Source organism: Celerinatantimonas sediminis (assembly GCF_046054195.1).
Lineage (GTDB): Bacteria > Pseudomonadota > Gammaproteobacteria > Enterobacterales > Celerinatantimonadaceae > Celerinatantimonas.
Window position 1 is genome coordinate 270,884 of record NZ_JBEQCS010000001.1, and the last position, 18,976, is coordinate 289,859.

Genomic DNA, 18,976 nt, shown 5'->3' on the forward strand with positions numbered 1-18,976 from the left:
CGGTTGGTTTGCCCTTTGTTAAAGTTTTGGTCCGGCTTTTACTAGCGCTTTACCTGCTTGTTCATCGGTGTACTGATGGAAATTATCAATGAACAGTTTAGCCAGTTGGTTGGCTTTTTCCTGCCATTTGGCGGGGTCTTTATAGGTATTACGTGGGTCGAGAATGGTTGAGTCGACCCCATTTAGGTGAGTTGGAACCGCAAGATCAAAAATTGGTAAGGTTTGCGTTTCAGCATCATCGAGCTCGCCGGCTAAAATGGCATCGATAATCGCTCGGGTGTCTGCAATCGAAATTCGTTTGCCCGAGCCATTCCATCCCGTATTAACCAGATAAGCACTGGCACCGCTGGCTTTCATCCGTTTGACCAATACATCGGCATATTGTGTTGGATGCAATGTTAAAAATGCAGCACCAAAACAGGCTGAAAAGGTTGGAGTTGGTTCATCAATCCCACATTCAGTGCCCGCCAGTTTTGCCGTGAACCCAGATAAAAAGTGATATTGGGTTTGATCGGCCGTTAGTTTGGCAACCGGTGGCAGCACCCCGAAAGCATCAGCTGTTAGAAAAATAACTTTTTGCGCATGGCCTGCTTTTGAAACCGTTTTAACAATATTTTCAATATGATAGATAGGGTAAGAAACGCGGGTATTCTCTGTTTTTGAGCCATCATCAAAATCAATATTTCCAGCATCATCAACTACCACATTTTCCAACAGTGCATCGCGATGAATCGCATGGTAAATATCAGGCTCTGCTTGCTCGCTTAGATGAATGGTTTTGGCATAGCATCCGCCTTCAAAGTTAAACACGCCATCATCGTCCCAGCCGTGTTCATCATCACCAATCAATGCTCGTTTAGGATCGGTTGATAAGGTGGTTTTTCCCGTGCCTGATAGGCCGAAAAAGATAGCAACATCCCCAGCTTGACCTCGGTTGGCGCTGCAATGCATCGCAGCAATTCCACGTTGCGGGAGATAGTAGTTCATCATTGAAAAAATCCCTTTTTTCATCTCGCCGCCATACCAAGTACCACCGATGAGTTGCATCCGTTCGGTGAGGTTAAACACGGTATAGTTTTCTGAATGCAAATTTTGCCGTTGCCAGTTAGGGTTGGTTGTTTTTGAGGCATTGAGCACTACAAAATCAGGTTTATAATTGGCCAGCTCTGATTCATCCGGGCGGATGAACATGTTTTTGACAAAATGTGCCTGCCAGGCCACTTCGGTCACAAAACGCACGCACAGGCGTGAATCTTCGTTTGCTCCGCAATAGGTATCAACTACAAAAAGTCGTTTAGCGCTCAGCTCTTTGACCGTGAGTTCTTTTAGCTCGTCCCAAACTTGTGGACTAATGGGTTTATTATCGTTTTTAGAGTGTGGATTATTCCACCACAGGGTATCTTCGGTGACCTCATCTTGGACAATGTATTTGTCTTTTGGTGAGCGCCCGGTAAATACCCCGGTGTCAACGGCTATAGCCCCCATCTTTGTTTCTTTACCACGTTCATAGCCAACTAGATCCGACTTGGTTTCTTCAATGAACAACTGCTCGTAACTTGGGTTATAGACAATTTCGGTGGTGTTTTTGATCCCATAGTGCTGCAGATCGCTTTTAAGGCGATTTATGTGCTCGTTCATATGTAAAACTCCTTGTAGGGGGAGGTTCTATTGATCTTTCTTATATAGTTATAGTTGAAAGCAACATGCTTATTGGCGGGGGTAAGCAGTAATGAGGATTATTGCGAAATGTATCAAAGAAACGGTTAAGTTTTATACAATAAAAAAGGCAGCGAGTGCTGCCTTTAGAGTTTTAAACTAGTGAGTTTGCGGTTTATTGAGCGAGCCGTGAAAAAGCTCGGTAATATCGTTTCTATCAAAGCGATATTCACTGCCACAAAATTCACAGTGCATAGCAATGCCACCTTGTTCTTCACAGATATCTAAAAGTTCATCTTCGTGCATTGAAAACAGCGCTGCCTGACAACGCTCTTTTGAGCAGGTGCAGGCAAATTCAACCGGCTGCGGGTCAAATAATCGCACTTTTTCTTGATGATAGAGCCGATAGAGCATTTGCTCAGCTGGCAAGGTAAAGATTTCCTGTGCAGTGGCGGTGCGCGTGAGCTCATAAATATGCTGATAATCGTTGGATAATCCACCGCCATTGACAGGCAATTGCTGAATCAGCATTCCGGCGCAGCAAGGCGTTTGTTCGTCATCTTGGAAGAACAGCCATAAATTAGTGGGAAGCTGCTCAGATTGCGCAAAGTAGTTCTCAATAGAGGCGGCAACCCCTTCTGGCGCGAGTGCCACAATGCCTTGATAACGCTCTCCATTGGCGGGGGCAATGGTTATCACTAATCGCGCATTGTCCCCAACGAGCGTTTCCAGTGAGTCACTGTCTTGATAACGTTGTTCATCCCAGCGCGCAACTCCGCGCATTTTCTGCTGGTTGTTGCCGTTGATAGCCACATAGTGCAGAGCACCAGTGCCTTGCAGCTGAACGGTGATATCCCCTTCAAACTTAAGCGTTGCAGTCAACAAGCTTGTTGATGCCAACAATTGCGCCAGAATTTTGCGAATGGCTGGCGGATAATCTCGCTGAGATAAAATCGTCTGCAGTGTTTCATCTAGTTGTACCAGCTCAGCACGGACCTGGTAATCTTCAAAAATATAGCGGTATAAGGTATCGCTTTGAGCCATGATTTACTCACCTGTGTGTTGGTGTTTGAACTGAATAATCTGGCGGCGTTGTTTTTTATCCGGTCGCCGCTCTGGAGCTAATGGTTTGGGAGCCAATTTTCGCTGCTCTTGATGTATTTGCCGTTTAGCAATGCTTTGCTCAGTCTCTTCATAGAGTGTTTGAGCAACGGTTGCGTTAGCCCGTTTTTCACTGAGCTCTTTGACAATGACTTCTCGCTGCTCATTCGATTGCCACAGGCTAATCGTTGCGCCTATTTCAACAACGCGACTAGGTTTGCAGCGTTGGCCATTATAGTGCACTTTCCCACCTTGAATGACTTCCGTTGCCAGTGAACGGGTTCTATAAAACCGAGCCGCCCAGAGCCATTTGTCTAAGCGAATTTTATTTGATTGTGCCATAGATAAACTCGCATTGTTAAAATCGCTATTATAACAGGTTTGTGAGCGCTCTCGCAGAACGATTTAAGAGACTCTCGGCCACGTTTAACGCATTTAGCTATTAAATCAATTGGCTGTTTGCTGCATAATAATAAAACAATTAACGAGGCCTAAGTTTAAGCAGAATGATTGCCCAGATAAGTCTTGACGGAACATTCAACATTGGGCACCCTGCGCATAATAAGAGTATCTGCGTAATTAATTTACATTTCTGAGTGTAAGTTTCGCTGAACTTAAGCGCTTTAAGGCAGTCATAGCTTGCACGAGACAAAAGTATTAAGAAGATGAATCAGTTTAATCAAATAGCATTGTGGTTTAGCAAGGAGCAAGTGCGTGCGAAAATTTTCGCCGTATTCAGTTGCTGTTTGATCATCTTAGGTTGTTATCAACTGGCGTTGCTAAGTTGGAAATTGTGGCCACAAAGTGGTTCATCGTCACTTTCACTGAGCAGCGCTGTAAGCAATCAAACCACTGCTTCAGTGCCATTTAACGAGCTTTTGGCACTTAACTTGTTTGGTAAAGCGCCAACGGTTGATGGCCCTTCGGCACTGCCGAAAACGCAATTGCCCATCACGTTAGCGGGTGTGCTTTATAGTGATGACCCAACTCGGGCTTTGGCGGTGATTGCTCAGTCAGGTCAGCAGCGAGTTTACGGCCAAGGTGAGACCATTGAAGGCACGCAGGCCAAGCTCAAACAGGTGTATCCAAATCACGTTGTGATTACGCGAAGCGGTCAGGATGAGCAGCTTTATTTGCCGCAGAGCGATGAGCGCGAGCAAGCGCCGGTCGCTATGGCACAACCCAAAAAAGCTTTGCCTGTGAAAAAAGCCGCCGCGCCGATTCCATCATTGCCAGAAATTTTGCACGATCCGGCTAAGCTCAACCGCTATCTCAGTATTAAACCGACCTATCAAGGGCAAAAATTACTGGGTTATGAGTTAAGCCCGGGTCCTGATCCAAAATTGTTTACCCGCTTAGGGTTTGAACCTGGCGATTTGGCGGTATCAATGAATGGGCAGGCTTTAAACGACACCCGTGGGGTGATTAAAATGTTGCGCCAGATAGATAGCGCAACACAATGCCAAGTGGTCGTGATTCGCCACGGAATGCGCAGAACAATTACGATTCATTTTCCCACCTAAATAGATGCAGGAGATTCAGTTTTAGATGAAAAAGGGAACGAAGGCACTTTGTCAGGCTCTGTTAATGGGTGTTTGGCTTTTGGTGTCGATTCCGGTGATGGCCGCCGATTACTCCGCCAATTTTAAACAAACTGATATCACCGAATTCATTAACACGGTGGGACGAAATCTTCATAAAACGATCATTGTTGACCCGTCTATTCATGGCCAAGTGAATGTGCGCAGTTACAACATGCTTAACGAAAAACAGTATTACCAGTTTTTCTTAAATGTGTTGGAAGTCTACGGCTTAGCAACGGTCAATATGCCTGATGGTGTGGTGAAAGTTGTCCCTGCGCAAACGGCAAAAGCTTCAGCGATTCCGCTAGCTTCTGCCAAACATCCAGGTCAGGGCGATGAGATGGTTACACGCATTGTACCGGTGAGTAATGTCTCGGTTAAAGAGCTTACTCCTATCCTTCGCCAGCTAAGCGATGCCAGTGGCAGTAGCAATGTTATTCATTATGCACCCTCGAATGTGATGATGATTACGGGCCGCGCCGCGGTGGTTAATCGAATGGTGGATATTATTCATCAGGTCGATCAGGCCGATGATCAGCATGTGGATGTTGTGCGTTTAAAATATGCCGCCGCCAGTGAAATTGTGCGGGTTGTTGACTCAGTGCTAAGCAAAACCGATACCCGCGATCAACCACGTTCACTGGTGCCATCAGTTGTGGCCGATGAGCGCACCAACAGTGTATTAATTTCTGGTAATCCAAAAGCGCGCGCTCGCATTGCGCATCTGATTAATCAGCTCGATAGCGAGCTGCAGTCATACGGCAATACCCGCGTCTTTTATCTTAAATATGCCCATGCCAAAGATCTGGTCAAAGTGCTCCAAGGCGTAAGCCAAACAATTGGCAAGCAGCAGGCGAAAGCAAAAGGTGAGAAAACCGCCAGCACTAGCAGCTCCAGTGAGCGCAATTTCTCTATCGAAGCGTTTGATGACACCAATTCATTGGTGATAACTGCCAAACCGCAGACGATGCGCTCGCTCAGTAAAGTGATTAATCAGCTGGATATTCGCCGGGCGCAGGTGCATGTTGAAGCGATGATTGTCGAAGTCGCCGACACCTCGGGTGCTAACTTAGGCGTTCAGTGGGTGACCCCCGGTGGTGGTACGCAATTTAGTAATGGCTCCAGCGTGCCGGTAAGCTCCATTGCTGAAGGGATTTTCAATGCCCGCAGCACGACATCAACTACCTATGATTCAGATGGCACCACCACTTCAACATCATCCTCTGGGGATGTGAGTGATTTAGCTTCGGCTTTATCTGGTGTGCAAGGCGCGATTGTTGGCTTTTATAAAGGCGGTTGGGGCGCACTGATTCAGGCTTCTAAAACGGATTCGAAAACCAATGTGTTGGCAACGCCATCAATTACCACCCTTGATAACCAGCAAGCTTCGTTTTTGGTTGGTGAAGAGGTGCCAATTAAAACCGGTTCGACAACGGGTTCTGATAACAGCAACCCATTTACCACCGTTGAGCGCAAAGAGGTGGGCATTAAGTTAACGGTGACCCCACAAATCAACGATGGTAATGCCGTCCAGCTTAAAATTAAGCAGGAAGTTTCCAAAGTGAATGGCCAGACCTCGGTGGATGTTACTTTTTCCAAACGCGAGCTCAATACCAGCGTGCTGGTGGATAACAATCAAACCTTGGTGTTAAGTGGTTTGATTGATAATGAAGTGGAACAAAGCGTGAGCAAAGTGCCGCTTTTGGGCGACATTCCATATCTGGGAGCGTTATTTCGTTCTAAATCGAGCGAGCAGGTCAAACGTAATTTGATGATCTTTATTAAACCGACCATCGTGCGAGACTCTCAGACTGCTGGTGCTTTAAGTGCGCGCAAATATACTGCGATTCGGGCATTGGAATTGTATCGTAAAGATCAAGGTATTATGTTGCTGCCGGATAATAAGCAGCCTGTTTTACCGACCTTTGGTACCAATGAGCAACTGCCTCAATCTGTTCAAAAATATATGAATAAGATGAAAAAAACATCCAGCTCGAATAGCGATTCAATGGCGCAAGGATTGACCAATGAGTGATTCGCTGTCTTTATCGCCTGAGCTTGAATCTGTGCGTTTGCCGTATGGTTTTGCTAAGAAAAATCAGGTGTTGCTTGATTCATCGGCAAACGTTCTCTACTGCGCTGGCGAGCTTGCTGCCCCAGTTGTATTAGAGGTGCGGCGTATTGCCAACAGAGCTTTTGCGATTGAGAGAGTAAGCGCTGAGCAGTTTGAGAAATTGCTTAGCGATTATTATCAGCGCGATTCATCGCAGGCTCGTGAGCTGATGGAAAATCTGGGCAGCGAGATGGACTTTTATACCCTCGCCGGTGAGTTTGCTGATGATGAAGACCTGCTTGAGTCTGATGATGATGCGCCGATTATTCGCTTGATGAACGCTATGCTCTCAGAAGCAATCAAAGAGCAGGCCAGTGATATTCATATCGAAACGTTTGAAAAGACACTGTCGATTCGTTTTCGTATTGATGGTGTGTTGCGCGAAATTATTCGCCCTAAACGCCAGTTAGCAGCTTTGCTCATTGCTCGTGTAAAAGTAATGGCAAAACTCGATATTGCTGAAAAACGCCTCCCGCAAGATGGTCGCATATCCTTGCGTATTGGGGGGCGAGCGGTCGATTTGCGGGTTTCAACCATGCCTTCTAGCTTTGGTGAGCGAGTGGTCTTGCGTCTGCTCGATAAACAAAGCTCTGGCATGAGCTTGGCCAATCTTGGGATGAGCGATAAACAGCACGATAAACTTAGCGAATTGCTTGGCAAACCGCACGGTATTTTGCTGGTGACAGGGCCAACTGGCTCAGGTAAAAGCACCACTTTGTATGCTGGCATCAATGTCATTAACAGCCCCGAGCGCAATATTCTTACCGTTGAAGACCCGATTGAATACAACATTGAAGGGGTTGGCCAGACACAGGTCAACGGCAAAGTTGATATGACCTTTGCCCGTGGACTTAGAGCTATTTTGCGCCAAGACCCTGATGTGGTGATGATTGGGGAAATTCGTGATTTAGAAACCGCGGAAATTGCTATTCAGGCCAGTTTAACCGGCCACTTAGTGTTATCAACGCTGCATACCAACACCGCAATTGGCGCAGTAACGCGGCTGCGGGATATGGGCATTGAGCCATTTTTATTATCCTCATCACTGCTTGGCGTATTGGCGCAGCGTTTGGTGCGGGTGCTCTGCCCACACTGTCGTAAAGCCCATAAACTCTCTAAAAAAGAGTGCCGATTGTTAGATTTAGATGTGGATAAATATCACCATCACGAAGTGTATGAACCGGTTGGGTGCGCGCACTGCAACCAAACCGGGTATCGCGGCCGAACCGGGATTTATGAGCTGATTGTTACCAATGATAAATTGCGGGCGATGATCCACGAAGGCGCGAGTGAACAGCAGATGCTTGAAGAAGCGCGTAAACATGCGCAAGGTATTTTGGCTGATGGTGCGAGCAAAGTTTTATCTGGGCAAACCAGTATTGCCGAAGTGTTACGTGTGACTTTTGAGGAGCATTGATGGCTGCTTATCAGTATCAAGCTCTGGATGAAAAAGGGCGCACAAAAAAAGGCGTCATTGATGGTGATTCGGCTCGTTTGGTTCGCCAGCAACTGCGCTCGCAAGGGTTAACGCCGTTAGCGATAGAGGCAACGTCTGGTCCCACTCCCAGTGATGTGTCGGCGGTGCGGCGCAAAGTTCGCAAAATTAAATATTCGGACTTGGCGCTGTTAACCCGCCAGCTGGCAACCTTAATTGCCGCGTCCTTGCCAGTTGAAGAATCGTTGCGGGCAGTGGCCCGTCAAAGTAATAAAAATCAGATTAAAGCGCTGATTTTTGAACTGCGCAGTCAGGTCGCTCAAGGGTTTTCTCTTAGCGAAGCGATGGCTGGATTTCCGCGTATTTTTGATGATCTTTATCGAGCGATGGTCGCTGCCGGAGAGCGCACCGGCCACCTCGATCTGGTGTTGAATCGCTTGGCTGATTATATCGAGCAGCGCCAGCAAATTCGCATGAAAACGCTACAAGCACTGATCTATCCCGCTATTTTGGTCGTTGTCTCCATCTGCGTTATTTTAATTTTGCTCACCGCTGTCGTGCCTAAAATCGTCGCGCAGTTTGTTTATATGGGCCAGCAGTTGCCATTTTCAACGCGTGTTTTAATCGGTTTAAGCCATGCTCTTGAGCAAAACTGGTGGTGGCTTGCACTGGTTATTGTGGCGGCGGTTATCGGCGTCAAAGTCGCTTTAAGAAAACCTGAGATAAAAAAGCGCTTTCATCAATACAGTCTGAATTTACCGGTGCTTGGCAAAGTCGCTCTAGAGCAGCAAACCGCGCGCTTTGCCCGAACGCTAAGTATTTTAACGGCCAGCGCAGTGCCGCTGGTTGAAGCGATGCAAATTGCCTCGCAGGTGTTATCGAATCTGTATGCCAGAGAAAAACTCGCAGCAGCCAGTGAATCAGTGCGCAATGGTAATCCACTTTTGGATACGTTAAGCCAAACACAACTTTTTTCACCGATGTTGCTTCAGATGATAGCAAGCGGTGAACAAACCGGTGAGCTGGAACAGATGCTGCTGCGCGCGGCTGATTTTCAAGACCGTGAATTTAGTTATCGGGTATCGATTGCATTAACGATTTTTGAGCCTGTGCTCATTATTACCATGGCGGCAATCGTGTTATTTATCGTAATGGCCATTATTCAGCCTATTTTGGCGCTGAATAATATGGTCGGTTAATCATATCCAGGAGAGAATGATGGTTCAGCCACATCCCAAACGGCGTCACGCTCGCGGGTTTACTTTGCTCGAAGTGATGGTTGTGATGGTGATCATCGCCCTGATGGCGACGTTGGTCGTGCCTAATCTGATGGGCAACAAAGAGAAGGCAGATCAGAAAAAAGCGTTGGCCGATGTGGTGGCGCTAGAAAATGCACTGCAGATGTATAAGTTAGATAACGGAGTGTACCCAACCACCGAACAGGGTTTAAAAGCGTTGGTGCAAAAACCGCAGAGCGATCCGATTCCGCGCAGTTATCGCCATGGCGGTTATATTCGCCGATTACCGGATGACCCATGGGGCAACCCGTATCAATTGCGCTCACCTGGTGAACATGGCGATATTGATGTGTTCTCTGATGGCCCGGATGGACAGAGCGATACCAAAGACGATATCGGTAACTGGAACATTAAGTAATGCGCTCACACGGCTTTTCCCTGCTGGAAATGTTGCTCGTTATTATGCTGATCGGTTTAGGATCGGCCGTGGTCGTGTTATCGATGGGCGAAGGTCCATCTGCAAGTGAACTTAAAAAACAGGTGACGCTGATACGAGCGCAGCTTGAATATGCTCGCGATAAAGCGGTGCTCGACCAGCGCCCAATTGGCGTAAAGTTAACGCCGCATTCGTATCAGTTTTACCTGTATCAAAAATCAGGGGATTGGTCGCTGCTTGCGGGGCGCTTTAAACCATTAAAAACACCATTAAATTATCAGCTAAATATCGATAATAAAGCAGTGGATTTAACCGACAGCAATAACAAGAAACAGTCCAAGAGCCAAGCGGATACTTGGCATGATTCGTTTTCTCTAAAAGAGGGTGAGAAAAAATCTCAAGCGCTTGAACCTCATTTTGCGCTGATTTTTACCGGCGATGGTGTTTGGCCTGATTTTTCGCTGAGCGTCAGCCATTTACATAGCAGTTGGCAGCTTAAACCGGATTTAGCAGGGGATGATTCTGCGCTGGTTATTGGTAAAGGCTCGTGATGAGGGCTCGCGGATTTACGCTGCTGGAGGTGATTGTCGCGTTGGCCGTGTTAGCCATCGCTGGGATTGCCTTGCTTCGAGCAGGGAATGACCGGATGCGTAATTTAGATCATCTGCAGGTCAATATGGTGGCTAACTGGGTGGCTGATAATAAGCTTGCTCAGCTGCGTTTAAGTCAAACTACCCCGCAGGCTAGTCAAGGCCAGGTAAAAATGGCCGGGCAGGTTTGGTACTGGCAAGTGGTAGTCGGCCAAGCTAATCGCTGGTTGTTGCCCTATCAGGTGCAAATTCGCCTAAAACCCAGTGGCGATCCGGTGCTGACGCGGACCTCTTATGTCGCGAGCGCATTAACTGGGGGCAGTAACTGATGCGCCGGCAAGTGGGGTTCACCCTGTTAGAGATGCTGGTGGCGTTGGCCGTTTTTGCCATGCTCAGCCTCGGTGGTTATCAGATGTTACGTGGCTTGTCGCTTACTTCGTCACTAAGCTCTGAGCATAGCCAGCAGATGGCCGCGCTTGAGCGTACTTTTGCGCTGATGGGGGCTGATTTTCGCCAAGCCGTTTTTACCCAATTACGTGGCGTTAGTGGCAAAGGCGTTGCTGGTGGCGCGCATTGGCTTGGCAGTGAACAAGGCGGCGTGTCATTGGCGCGTATTGGTTGGCGTAATATTGATGCCAAAGAGCAGCGCTCAGAGGTCTTGCGCGTTGGGTATCTGGTTGATGACGATGGTCATCTGATTCGTCAGTTTTATCGGCATTTAAACCCTGGTGCGAAACAAAAACCGATTCGCCAGAAGTTGCTGGCACATGTCGAACATTTAAGTTTTCGTTTTTATTTAAAAGACAGTGGCTGGCAGACCAGTTGGCATCGTAATGATCAGCTACCGATGGCCATTGAAGTTGAGTTTCAATTGCCCTCATTAGGTTGGTTGCGGCGGGTGTTTTTGCTCTCGCCGGGACCACAAAAAGAGCAGTTGGTGCAGCGAGCACAGGAAGATCTCAATGATTAAACACCACCAACAACGGGGCGTTGCATTGCTGATTGTGCTATTGATTATCACCATTATGGTGGTGCTGGCGAGCAAAATGGCACTGACTGGACGCATGGATATTGCACGCATCAGCGATGTTAAAGTGCAGTCGGATAACTGGCAGCGTTTATTAAGTGCCGAACAGTTGGCTTTAAGTGCGCTGCGCTATTCGATGCAAGACTCGACTCGATTGAGCCTTAATCAAAAATGGGCGCAAAAGGTCACGCTACCGATTGATGGCGGCTCTATTAGTGGCCAGATAGCGGATGCATCGCGCTGTTTTAATTTAAATGCACTGGGCCAACCGGATGATTCATCGAATCAGTCCATGGTGCAAACATTGTTTTACCGCTTGTTGATGGTGGAAAAAGTCCCTGCGCAAAAAGCGAAGATGATAGCTGCTGCAACCCGCGATTGGATTGACAGCGATTCTAGTGCGTTAGCGGGTGGTGGCGAAGATGACGTTTATCAAGATGACGGCTATAAAACCGCCAATACGATGCTGGTGGATGTGTCGCAGTGGCGAGAAGTGCGCGGTGTGGATGAGCAAATTTATCAACGTATCAGTCCGCTTTTGTGTGCGTTGCCAACGCAGCGTTTACGTATTGATATCAATACTTTAGAAAGTGCTCAAGCGCCGCTATTAGAGATGCTCTTTTATGGGTATTTAACCAAAGATAAAGCATTAAAAGTGATTGCGCGCCGGCCCCAAAGTGGGTTTCAGACCGTGGATCAGATCTTTACCTTTCCCGAATTGGCGAAGGTTAAAATTATTAACGGTGTGCACAGCGTGCTAGCCGTGACAAGTTACTACTTTGTTGCCAAAATGCAGGCCCGCTCTGATGATGGCACGCAAAGGGTGTTGTATTCGTTCATTGAGCGTCAGGGAAGTGATAAATTTAAAGTGAGGCGCCGGATGTTAGGAGATTGGCATTGAGAGAGAGATTACTCATTCATCTAGGAAGCGATGAAAATCAGCCGATAGACTGGTTATGCTATTCGGACGATGAGCACCAGGTGGTTGCCAGTGGCGAGCTCAAAAATGTTGCTGAACTTGCGCAGTTGCAACCTCTGGCACAAACGCGTCAGGTCGCGGTGTTACTTCCGGGCAATGAAATTTCGCTTCAGCAGCTTAACCTGAATCGGGCGCAATATCGTAAGGTGCAAAATAGTTTGGGCTTTTTGCTCGAAGAGCAATTGGCCGCTGATCCTGAATCGTTGCATATCTGCAGCGTCGATTACAGCGACTCGGTGTTAACTGCAGCCGTGGTGGATAAAGCTTTAATGCAGCGTTGGCAGCGCTGGTTAAATGATGCGGGGATCGCAACAGAGCAATGGATCCCTGATTTTCTGTTGTTACCGACACCACAACCTGAGCAGTTGGTGCTGTTACATTATCGCAATGGCTATCTGCTTAAAAAAGGCCAAATGGGCGGTGGCTGGCTTGATGAAAGCTGGCTGAGCGATGGTTTAGAGCTGTTTGATAGTGAGCACCAATGTCGCATTTTAGGCGATGTTAAAAGTGCACAGGTGGGAGGGCGCGCCATCGAAGAGCTTGATGTCGAGTTGCCTTTGGCGCTTTTGGCTGAGCAACTTAAAGGTTGTTCGATTAACCTTTTACAAGGGGATTATCGAGTTCGCCAGCGTGGCCATTTTAAACAGGCGCGTTATCTGATTGCGGCTGCGATATTTTTGCTTGTGGTGAGCGCGGCAAACTATTTATCTCAATATTGGCAAGTCCATCACCAGCTTATTCAGACGCGTCAGCAGTTAGCTAAGCTCTATGAGCAAACGTTTCATCAACAAGTCCCTAACGATCCGTATTTGGTGCGCCGAGCATTTTACCAGCTCGGAGCCGAGGCTAATGAGCAAACTCGCGGTAGTTTGCTGCAGATGCTTCGCTCATTAACGCCAATATTTAAGAAATTCCCAGCGGTGCAATATCAAAACCTAAGTTATGAGCAAAGCTCGAGCAAGTTGGTGTTGCAGGTTAGTGCGCCGGACTTTGCAACGTTTGAGGCTTTTCGCAAAGCAGCTCAATCATTTGATATTCAAACTGGCGCACTGTCACGCAAAGATAATCGGGTTGTTGGAACACTAACCATTAAGGAACACTCATGAAGCAATGGTGGTATAACCTGCAAAGCCGAGAACGAGTCATGGTTTGCGTGGGCGGCGTAATGGTAGTGTTAATTTTATTGTATCAATTTGGTTGGGTGAGTTATCAAAATGCTCTGCAGCGCTCGCAAGCGCAATTGGCCCAAGAGCAGCAAACCCTAAATTGGGTGTTGAGCCATCGCGATGCACTAAAAAATCCAGATGCACACCGTCCACAGATGAAAAATGTGCCATTTTCACAGGCAGCTAATCAGCTTGCTAAAGCGCTAAATATCTCGATTACTCGATTGCAACAAAGCTCTGATGAGTATGCATTAAATCTTGCACCACTGGCGTTTAATACGCTGCTTGAATATATTAATCGGATGCACGGTGAATATGGTTATCAGGTCGTTGCCCTTAATTTACAAGCAAGCGGTGAAGGGCAAGTCAATGTTTCACAGCTGCGGTTTAAACAGCGTTGAACATCGTAAAAAAGAAGTCTCTGTGGTTAGTGATAGTGGTGGCGCTGTTTGTTTATGCTGCGGCACTATTTTTAAATATGCCCGGAGCTGTGATTGCGCGAAAGCTTAATTTACCCGGCCTTGAGCTGGTGGGCGTGCAAGGCTCGCTTTATCAAGGGCAGGTCACGCATCTCGTTTGGCATGGCCAATCGCTTGGGCGATTACGTTGGCAACTAAAGCCGTGGTCACTCTTGGGTTTGACCATCAAAGAGCAGATAACGCTTGATGGTCCACTCTCTGGAACCTTTAATGTTTTTCAGTCACCTCTGAGCAAAGGCGTTGAAAATTTACACCTAAGCTTTTCCGCTCAAGCGCTAAATCGCGCTGTCTCACTGCCTTTTCAAACGCAGGGCACTTTTCAAGTAAAGCTTAATAAATTAGCGCTCTCAAACCATCGCTGCCAAAGCGCCAGTGGGCAAGTTAATTGGCAAAAACCTCAGTTGAGCACGCTGTTTGGCAAGTTGAGTTTGTCTCCTGTCTCTGTACAGATCAGTTGCTCGAGGGGACAATATGTTGCTAAAGTCAATCATCAGGGCCAGATGTTAGTATTGCAAGGTAGTGCTCAGCTTAGCGATTTAAGATGGCAAGTTGATTTAAAGGCGCGGCCAAGCGCACATTTTCCTAAGCGCCTTCGAGCATTGCTAGAGCCACTTGGCGCGCCATCGGCTGATGGATTTTATTCATTTAAGAACCAAGGCGTTTTCTAAGCGGCCATACATGATGATGTTGCCCAAAAAGCTAAGGTAGCATCAAGGCTAGCTGGCGTGACAGAGCTATAAGAGAGAAATAATGCCAAAGAAGAAACCGAAAATTCTTGAGCAACATATCGCCGCTCAAAGCCATTTTTTTCAGGTCGAATCTCTGCATCTGGAGTTTAGTAATGGCGAGCGAAGAGTCTATGAGAGATTAGTCGGTGGCCAGCGAGGGGCAGTAATGATTGTCCCGGTCAACGCAGATAATCAGCTATTGCTTATTAAAGAGTATGCCGCTGCAACTGAGCGCTATGAGCTTAGTTTTCCCAAAGGCGCGATAGACCCGGGTGAAGAACCTCAGCAGGCTGCTAATCGTGAATTACAAGAAGAAGTGGGCTTTGCTGCACAAAATTGGCATATGCTTAAAGAAGTTACCGTTGCCCCGAGTTATTTTGGTGGAGCAATGCAAATTTTTGTCGCAGATGAGCTGTATCCATCGCGTTTATTAGGTGATGAACCTGAGCCTCTGGCGATTGAAACCGTGCCTGTCGATGAGTGTATGTCACTGCTTGAGCGTGAAGAATTTAGCGAAGCCCGAACCATTGCTGCGCTTTATTTGTTTAACCAATGGTGGCAGAAAAATCGTAGGTAATTTCGCTAATTAGCTAATTTTCGTTTTAGCGATTATTATAGAATAACTTTCAAACTGTAAATAAATCAGTTGATCTGCTCATAGCAACCGCACCGCTCGGCAATTTCCATTGAGCAACAGCTTGCTAAGCCACCGTGCTAATTCTGAAATCGAGTACCTTACCAGAGCTGGTTTTATTTGCGAAAAGGGGGTCAGACATGCCACAACCATTAATTGATTTGCTCCCTGCAGTTGAGCGGATCGCCCGCCAAGCGGGAGATGAGATTCTAAAACTGTATCAAAACGGCCATTATAAAACGGAGCATAAATCCGATCATACTCCGGTCACGAGTGCTGATTTTGCCGCTCATAATATTTTGTGCGAAGAGTTTCGTAAGTTAACCCCGGATTGGCCTGTGCTTTCCGAAGAGCATGCAAATATTGCACTTGCTGAGCGCAGCCAGTGGAATTACTACTGGTTAGTTGATCCGATGGATGGCACCCAGGAGTTCGTCTCCCAGACTGGTGATTTCACCACGATGATCGCCTTGATTTGCGAAGGCGAACCGATTCTCGGGTTGGTTTATGCACCAGTGAGCGATACCTGCTATTACGCCATTAAAGGCTCTGGGGCTTATAAAATTCAAGGTAGCCAAGGGCCGCAAAGTATTCATTGTCGCCATTATCAGTTTCCGCCAGAGACGATTCGTGTCGCGGTTAGCCGTGTGCAAAATACCAATAAACTGAAAAAAGTGCTCAGTGATGATTTTAAATATGAGTTGTTGCCGTTAGGCAGTGCTAGCTTAAAAAGTTGTCTGGTCGCTGAAGGAGCGGCTGATTGCTATATTCGGCTTGGTCCAACAGGCGAATGGGATGTTGGGGCGCCGCTGGTGATTTTGCGTGAAGCAGGCGGGACATTGCTCGATCTAAATTTACAACCGATGAGTTTTAATCGCCGCGAAAGCCTGATTAATCCTGATTTTATTGGCATCGGCGATAATGATTTGCCTTGGGAGCAGGTGATTGCTCATGTGCCAAGCAATGATCGCTCAAGAAATGGTCAACAGGGTGAATAATACACTAAAAAATTGGGTTTAAATCACGGAAATAGCTAGAAAGTTATCGTATTATAGGGACAGTCAAACATCGAATGATGAATGGCTGTCATAACAGGTAGAGATTGGTTTCTGACTATCCTGTATTGATTTGGCTCTGTAAGCACTAATTGCTTAAACGCCGTGTTCAGTTGAACGCGGCGTTTTTTTATGGCGCAAACTTAATTACTTTGCTGTTATCCAAGACATCAGCGCAAATGCAATGGCTGCCATTGCCATTGAACCGGCTAGGTTAAGCGCCATGTTGCTAATCGCGGTGGTGTATTTACCTAACTGGAATAAAGTGAGGGTTTCAGCTGTAAAGGTTGAAAATGTAGTTAAACCACCACAAAACCCGGTTGTGATCATCAGTTTCCAAGCAGGATCTATACTTGGCATTTTGGCAAAAATAGTCATGCCAACAGCGATAATAAATGCACCCAGCATGTTGACCGCTAATGTTCCCAGTGGAAGTGTCGCCCCAGTACTGTTGAGTTTTAAACTAATAAACCAGCGCAGCATACTGCCGCAACCGCCCCCGATAAAGACGGCTATCAGTGTTGCTAACATAAATCCTCTTTCGTTCGAATGATTTCAAGCGTGTTAATTTATTTATGAAGATCGTGAGACGATCCGGTTGTTATCAGGCATCATCAGCCGGTGGGGCGGTTAGAGGAGGAATGCCATCTCCTTAGCTTGGATTTTACACACTTTTAGCTCAAAGCGCAGCTTTGCTGCACTGAGCTATTTTTTATCGGCCAGCATCTGACGAAGGGCGGCAACCCCGGCTAACCCTTTTTGTTGGCGCTGCTCAGGAGATTGTTCAACTCGGCGGTTGCTCCATTGCAGGTCATCTTGCGGCAGTTCCATTAAGAAGCGACTCGGTTCAGGGCGAATCAGTTCACCAAATTGACGTCGTTCACGAGTCAGCGTAAAGGTAAGCTCTCGCTGAGCACGAGTGATCCCAACATAAGCAAGGCGGCGCTCTTCATCAATCATGTCCTCATCAATAGAGCTTTGGTGAGGCAATAAGCCCTCTTCCATCCCGATAAGATATACATAAGGAAATTCAAGACCCTTAGAGGCATGTAGTGTCATCAGCTGTACTTGGTCGGCATCTTCGTTATCTTCTGCGCGCTCCATCATATCGCGCAAAATAAGGCGGTTTACGACCTCAGTTAAGCTCATCGCCGGATTGTCTTCATCGCCTTCGAGCATGTCGCTTACCCAGCGGAATAATGTCGAAACATTTTGCATCCGCATTTCGGCAGCGCGAGCACTGGGACTGGTTTCGTACAGCCAGTCTTCATAGTGAATATCGCGCACCAGATCGCGTACCGCTTCAACGGTATTTCCTCTTGTGGCGCGATCGGAAAGCTCGACTACCCAACGAAAGAAAAACTCAACGGCCGAGCGCGAGCGAGCGGGCAGCGAATTTTGCAGTGATGTGTCACAAGCTGCTGCAAATAGGCTGATATGCTGCTCATTGGCAAAGCGGCCGATTTTTTCAAGCGTGGTTGGGCCAATCTCCCGGCGCGGAACATTGATAATTCGAAGCAGCGCACTGTCATCATCCGGATTGACCATTAACCGCAGATAAGCCATTAAGTCTTTGATTTCACTGCGCGAGAAGAACGATTGCCCGCCGCTAATTTTATATGGAATGCGGTTGGTCATCAGCGCTTTTTCCAGTAGTCGGCTCTGATGATTGCCGCGATATAAAATCGCATAGTCGCTGTATTGGGTGCGATTAATAAAGCGATGGCCCATCAGCTCGGCGATGACTCGTTCGGCCTCTTGTTCCTCATTTTTGGCCATAATGACTTTGATAGGCTCGCCATAATTGAGCTCGGAAAACAGCCGTTTATCAAAGAGATGGTCGTTATTTTCAATGAGAATGTTGGCACATTTTAAAATGCGCTGTGTTGAGCGATAGTTTTGCTCAAGCTTGACCACTTTAAGATTGGGAAAATCAGCTTTGAGCTGTGAGAGGTTTTCCGGGTTTGCGCCGCGCCACGAGTAAATAGACTGATCGTCATCGCCAACCACGGTGAAAAAGGCCCGCTCTCCAACGAGCAGCTTAATCAGCTGATATTGGCTGGTGTTGGTGTCTTGATATTCATCCACCAACAGATAGCGCATTTTCTTTTGCCAACGGGCGCGAACCTGTTCATTGGTTTTTAAAAGTAGCGTAGGCATTAGGATCAGATCGTCAAAATCCAGTGCATTATAGGCATGCATTTGGTTTTGGTAGCGCTGATAAAGCTGGGCAAATAGCTGAATTTTGGCATCATTTTCTACCTGAAAATGGCCAGGTAACATAAGATCATTTTTCCAGCGGCCAATCTGATGCTGCAACTGGCGAAGCAGGTCTTTATCACCGTTAAGCTCAACCTCGCTGAGATCTTTTAAGAGTGCCATCTGATCTTGGTCATCAAACAGCGAAAAGTTCGCTTTGAGCGATAATGCTTTATGCTCCCGGCGAATGATCTCAAGGCCTAAGGTATGAAAGGTTGAAATGGTCAAGCCACGAGTTTTTTCGCGGCCAATGGTATGACGAACCCGCTCTGCCATTTCTCGGGCGGCTTTGTTGGTAAAGGTTACCGCCGCAATATGACGACCATGATACCCACAACGTTCAATTAAATAGGCAATTTTGTTGGTTATGACACGCGTCTTACCACTGCCAGCACCTGCTAGCACAAGGCATGGGCCACTAGTGTATTCGACGGCTTGTTGCTGGGCGCTGTTGAGTTTCAAAAAAAGCCTCCTACCATTTGCAGAGGCATTCTACC

At 47.1% G+C, this 18,976-nt stretch carries 19 protein-coding genes and 1 riboswitch; of the genes, 14 read left to right on the forward strand and 5 right to left on the reverse strand.

Annotated elements, in window-relative coordinates:
- Positions 1-18 precede the first annotated feature (18 nt).
- From pckA to hslR, 3 genes are all read right to left on the reverse strand, one after another.
- Complete coding sequence (gene pckA / locus ABTQ23_RS01265; RefSeq protein WP_408613803.1) at positions 19-1,638, reverse strand: phosphoenolpyruvate carboxykinase (ATP); 1,620 nt, start codon at positions 1,636-1,638, stop codon at positions 19-21.
- 177 nt (positions 1,639-1,815) lie between these two features.
- Complete coding sequence (gene hslO / locus ABTQ23_RS01270; protein ID WP_408613804.1) at positions 1,816-2,700, reverse strand: Hsp33 family molecular chaperone HslO; 885 nt, start codon at positions 2,698-2,700, stop codon at positions 1,816-1,818.
- Between the two features lie 3 nt (positions 2,701-2,703).
- Positions 2,704-3,099 carry a ribosome-associated heat shock protein Hsp15 gene (hslR, locus tag ABTQ23_RS01275; protein ID WP_408613805.1) on the reverse strand — a complete coding sequence of 132 codons (396 nt, stop codon included), beginning with the start codon at positions 3,097-3,099 and terminating at the stop codon, positions 2,704-2,706.
- A gap of 323 nt (positions 3,100-3,422) precedes the next feature.
- Between hslR and gspC the strand changes: the two genes are divergently transcribed.
- The 14 genes from gspC (at position 3,423) to cysQ (ending at position 16,163) form a co-directional block, all read left to right on the forward strand.
- The gene (gene gspC / locus ABTQ23_RS01280; protein WP_408613806.1) at positions 3,423-4,280 is read left to right on the forward strand and encodes a type II secretion system protein GspC; all 858 of its coding nucleotides are present in this window, start codon (positions 3,423-3,425) and stop codon (positions 4,278-4,280) included.
- Between the two features lie 25 nt (positions 4,281-4,305).
- Positions 4,306-6,375, forward strand: a complete 2,070-nt coding sequence (gene gspD, locus ABTQ23_RS01285) for a type II secretion system secretin GspD (protein WP_408613807.1) — start codon at positions 4,306-4,308, stop codon at positions 6,373-6,375.
- Positions 6,368-7,870 carry a type II secretion system ATPase GspE gene (gene gspE, locus ABTQ23_RS01290; RefSeq protein ID WP_408613808.1) on the forward strand — a complete coding sequence of 501 codons (1,503 nt, stop codon included), beginning with the start codon at positions 6,368-6,370 and terminating at the stop codon, positions 7,868-7,870. The genes gspD and gspE overlap by 8 nt, the downstream gene beginning before the upstream one ends.
- A complete protein-coding gene (gspF, locus tag ABTQ23_RS01295) occupies positions 7,870-9,087 on the forward strand; it encodes a type II secretion system inner membrane protein GspF (protein WP_408613809.1) in 1,218 nt (405 codons plus the stop codon). The genes gspE and gspF overlap by 1 nt, the downstream gene beginning before the upstream one ends.
- A gap of 19 nt (positions 9,088-9,106) precedes the next feature.
- Complete coding sequence (gene gspG / locus ABTQ23_RS01300) at positions 9,107-9,544, forward strand: type II secretion system major pseudopilin GspG (RefSeq protein ID WP_408614045.1); 438 nt, start codon at positions 9,107-9,109, stop codon at positions 9,542-9,544.
- Entirely contained in the window at positions 9,544-10,113 is a 570-nt protein-coding gene (gspH, locus tag ABTQ23_RS01305; protein ID WP_408613810.1) for a type II secretion system minor pseudopilin GspH, read from the forward strand. Before gspG ends, gspH begins: the two co-directional genes overlap by 1 nt.
- A complete protein-coding gene (gene gspI, locus ABTQ23_RS01310) occupies positions 10,113-10,481 on the forward strand; it encodes a type II secretion system minor pseudopilin GspI (protein ID WP_408614046.1) in 369 nt (122 codons plus the stop codon). The genes gspH and gspI overlap by 1 nt, the downstream gene beginning before the upstream one ends.
- A complete protein-coding gene (gene gspJ / locus ABTQ23_RS01315; RefSeq protein WP_408613811.1) occupies positions 10,481-11,122 on the forward strand; it encodes a type II secretion system minor pseudopilin GspJ in 642 nt (213 codons plus the stop codon). Before gspI ends, gspJ begins: the two co-directional genes overlap by 1 nt.
- Positions 11,115-12,080 (forward strand): type II secretion system minor pseudopilin GspK, encoded by a 966-nt coding sequence (gene gspK / locus ABTQ23_RS01320; RefSeq protein WP_408613812.1) that lies wholly within the window; start codon positions 11,115-11,117, stop codon positions 12,078-12,080. Before gspJ ends, gspK begins: the two co-directional genes overlap by 8 nt.
- The gene (gspL, locus tag ABTQ23_RS01325) at positions 12,077-13,264 is read left to right on the forward strand and encodes a type II secretion system protein GspL (protein WP_408613813.1); all 1,188 of its coding nucleotides are present in this window, start codon (positions 12,077-12,079) and stop codon (positions 13,262-13,264) included. Before gspK ends, gspL begins: the two co-directional genes overlap by 4 nt.
- Complete coding sequence (locus ABTQ23_RS01330) at positions 13,261-13,725, forward strand: type II secretion system protein M (protein WP_408613814.1); 465 nt, start codon at positions 13,261-13,263, stop codon at positions 13,723-13,725. Before gspL ends, ABTQ23_RS01330 begins: the two co-directional genes overlap by 4 nt.
- Entirely contained in the window at positions 13,722-14,471 is a 750-nt protein-coding gene (locus ABTQ23_RS01335) for a type II secretion system protein N (RefSeq protein ID WP_408613815.1), read from the forward strand. Before ABTQ23_RS01330 ends, ABTQ23_RS01335 begins: the two co-directional genes overlap by 4 nt.
- A gap of 82 nt (positions 14,472-14,553) precedes the next feature.
- On the forward strand, positions 14,554-15,108 hold the full coding sequence (gene nudE, locus ABTQ23_RS01340) for an ADP compounds hydrolase NudE (RefSeq protein ID WP_408613816.1): 555 nt from the start codon (positions 14,554-14,556) through the stop codon (positions 15,106-15,108).
- A 197-nt stretch (positions 15,109-15,305) separates the two neighbouring features.
- Complete coding sequence (cysQ, locus tag ABTQ23_RS01345) at positions 15,306-16,163, forward strand: 3'(2'),5'-bisphosphate nucleotidase CysQ (protein WP_408613817.1); 858 nt, start codon at positions 15,306-15,308, stop codon at positions 16,161-16,163.
- Positions 16,164-16,367: 204 nt separating this feature from the next.
- Here cysQ and crcB read toward each other — a convergent pair whose 3' ends face one another.
- Complete coding sequence (gene crcB, locus ABTQ23_RS01350) at positions 16,368-16,751, reverse strand: fluoride efflux transporter CrcB (protein WP_408613818.1); 384 nt, start codon at positions 16,749-16,751, stop codon at positions 16,368-16,370.
- Between the two features lie 67 nt (positions 16,752-16,818).
- Positions 16,819-16,881, reverse strand: a riboswitch (Fluoride riboswitch).
- 44 nt (positions 16,882-16,925) lie between these two features.
- Positions 16,926-18,941 carry a DNA helicase Rep gene (gene rep, locus ABTQ23_RS01355; protein WP_408613819.1) on the reverse strand — a complete coding sequence of 672 codons (2,016 nt, stop codon included), beginning with the start codon at positions 18,939-18,941 and terminating at the stop codon, positions 16,926-16,928.
- Positions 18,942-18,976: the final 35 nt, after the last annotated feature.

Excerpts from the sequence above, each read along its gene's own strand:
- gspI (WP_408614046.1), top strand. The coding sequence starts at position 10,113 with ATGAGGGCTCGCGGATTTACGCTGCTGGAGGTGATTGTCGCGTTGGCC.
- gspE (WP_408613808.1), top strand. The coding sequence starts at position 6,368 with ATGAGTGATTCGCTGTCTTTATCGCCTGAGCTTGAATCTGTGCGTTTG.
- pckA (WP_408613803.1), bottom strand. The coding sequence starts at position 1,638 with ATGAACGAGCACATAAATCGCCTTAAAAGCGATCTGCAGCACTATGGG.
- crcB (WP_408613818.1), bottom strand. The coding sequence starts at position 16,751 with ATGTTAGCAACACTGATAGCCGTCTTTATCGGGGGCGGTTGCGGCAGT.
- gspJ (WP_408613811.1), top strand. The coding sequence starts at position 10,481 with ATGCGCCGGCAAGTGGGGTTCACCCTGTTAGAGATGCTGGTGGCGTTG.
- gspD (WP_408613807.1), top strand. The coding sequence starts at position 4,306 with ATGAAAAAGGGAACGAAGGCACTTTGTCAGGCTCTGTTAATGGGTGTT.
- cysQ (WP_408613817.1), top strand. The coding sequence starts at position 15,306 with ATGCCACAACCATTAATTGATTTGCTCCCTGCAGTTGAGCGGATCGCC.
- nudE (WP_408613816.1), top strand. The coding sequence starts at position 14,554 with ATGCCAAAGAAGAAACCGAAAATTCTTGAGCAACATATCGCCGCTCAA.
- gspC (WP_408613806.1), top strand. The coding sequence starts at position 3,423 with ATGAATCAGTTTAATCAAATAGCATTGTGGTTTAGCAAGGAGCAAGTG.
- gspH (WP_408613810.1), top strand. The coding sequence starts at position 9,544 with ATGCGCTCACACGGCTTTTCCCTGCTGGAAATGTTGCTCGTTATTATG.
- gspG (WP_408614045.1), top strand. The coding sequence starts at position 9,107 with ATGGTTCAGCCACATCCCAAACGGCGTCACGCTCGCGGGTTTACTTTG.
- hslR (WP_408613805.1), bottom strand. The coding sequence starts at position 3,099 with ATGGCACAATCAAATAAAATTCGCTTAGACAAATGGCTCTGGGCGGCT.
- ABTQ23_RS01330 (WP_408613814.1), top strand. The coding sequence starts at position 13,261 with ATGAAGCAATGGTGGTATAACCTGCAAAGCCGAGAACGAGTCATGGTT.
- gspK (WP_408613812.1), top strand. The coding sequence starts at position 11,115 with ATGATTAAACACCACCAACAACGGGGCGTTGCATTGCTGATTGTGCTA.
- gspF (WP_408613809.1), top strand. The coding sequence starts at position 7,870 with ATGGCTGCTTATCAGTATCAAGCTCTGGATGAAAAAGGGCGCACAAAA.
- hslO (WP_408613804.1), bottom strand. The coding sequence starts at position 2,700 with ATGGCTCAAAGCGATACCTTATACCGCTATATTTTTGAAGATTACCAG.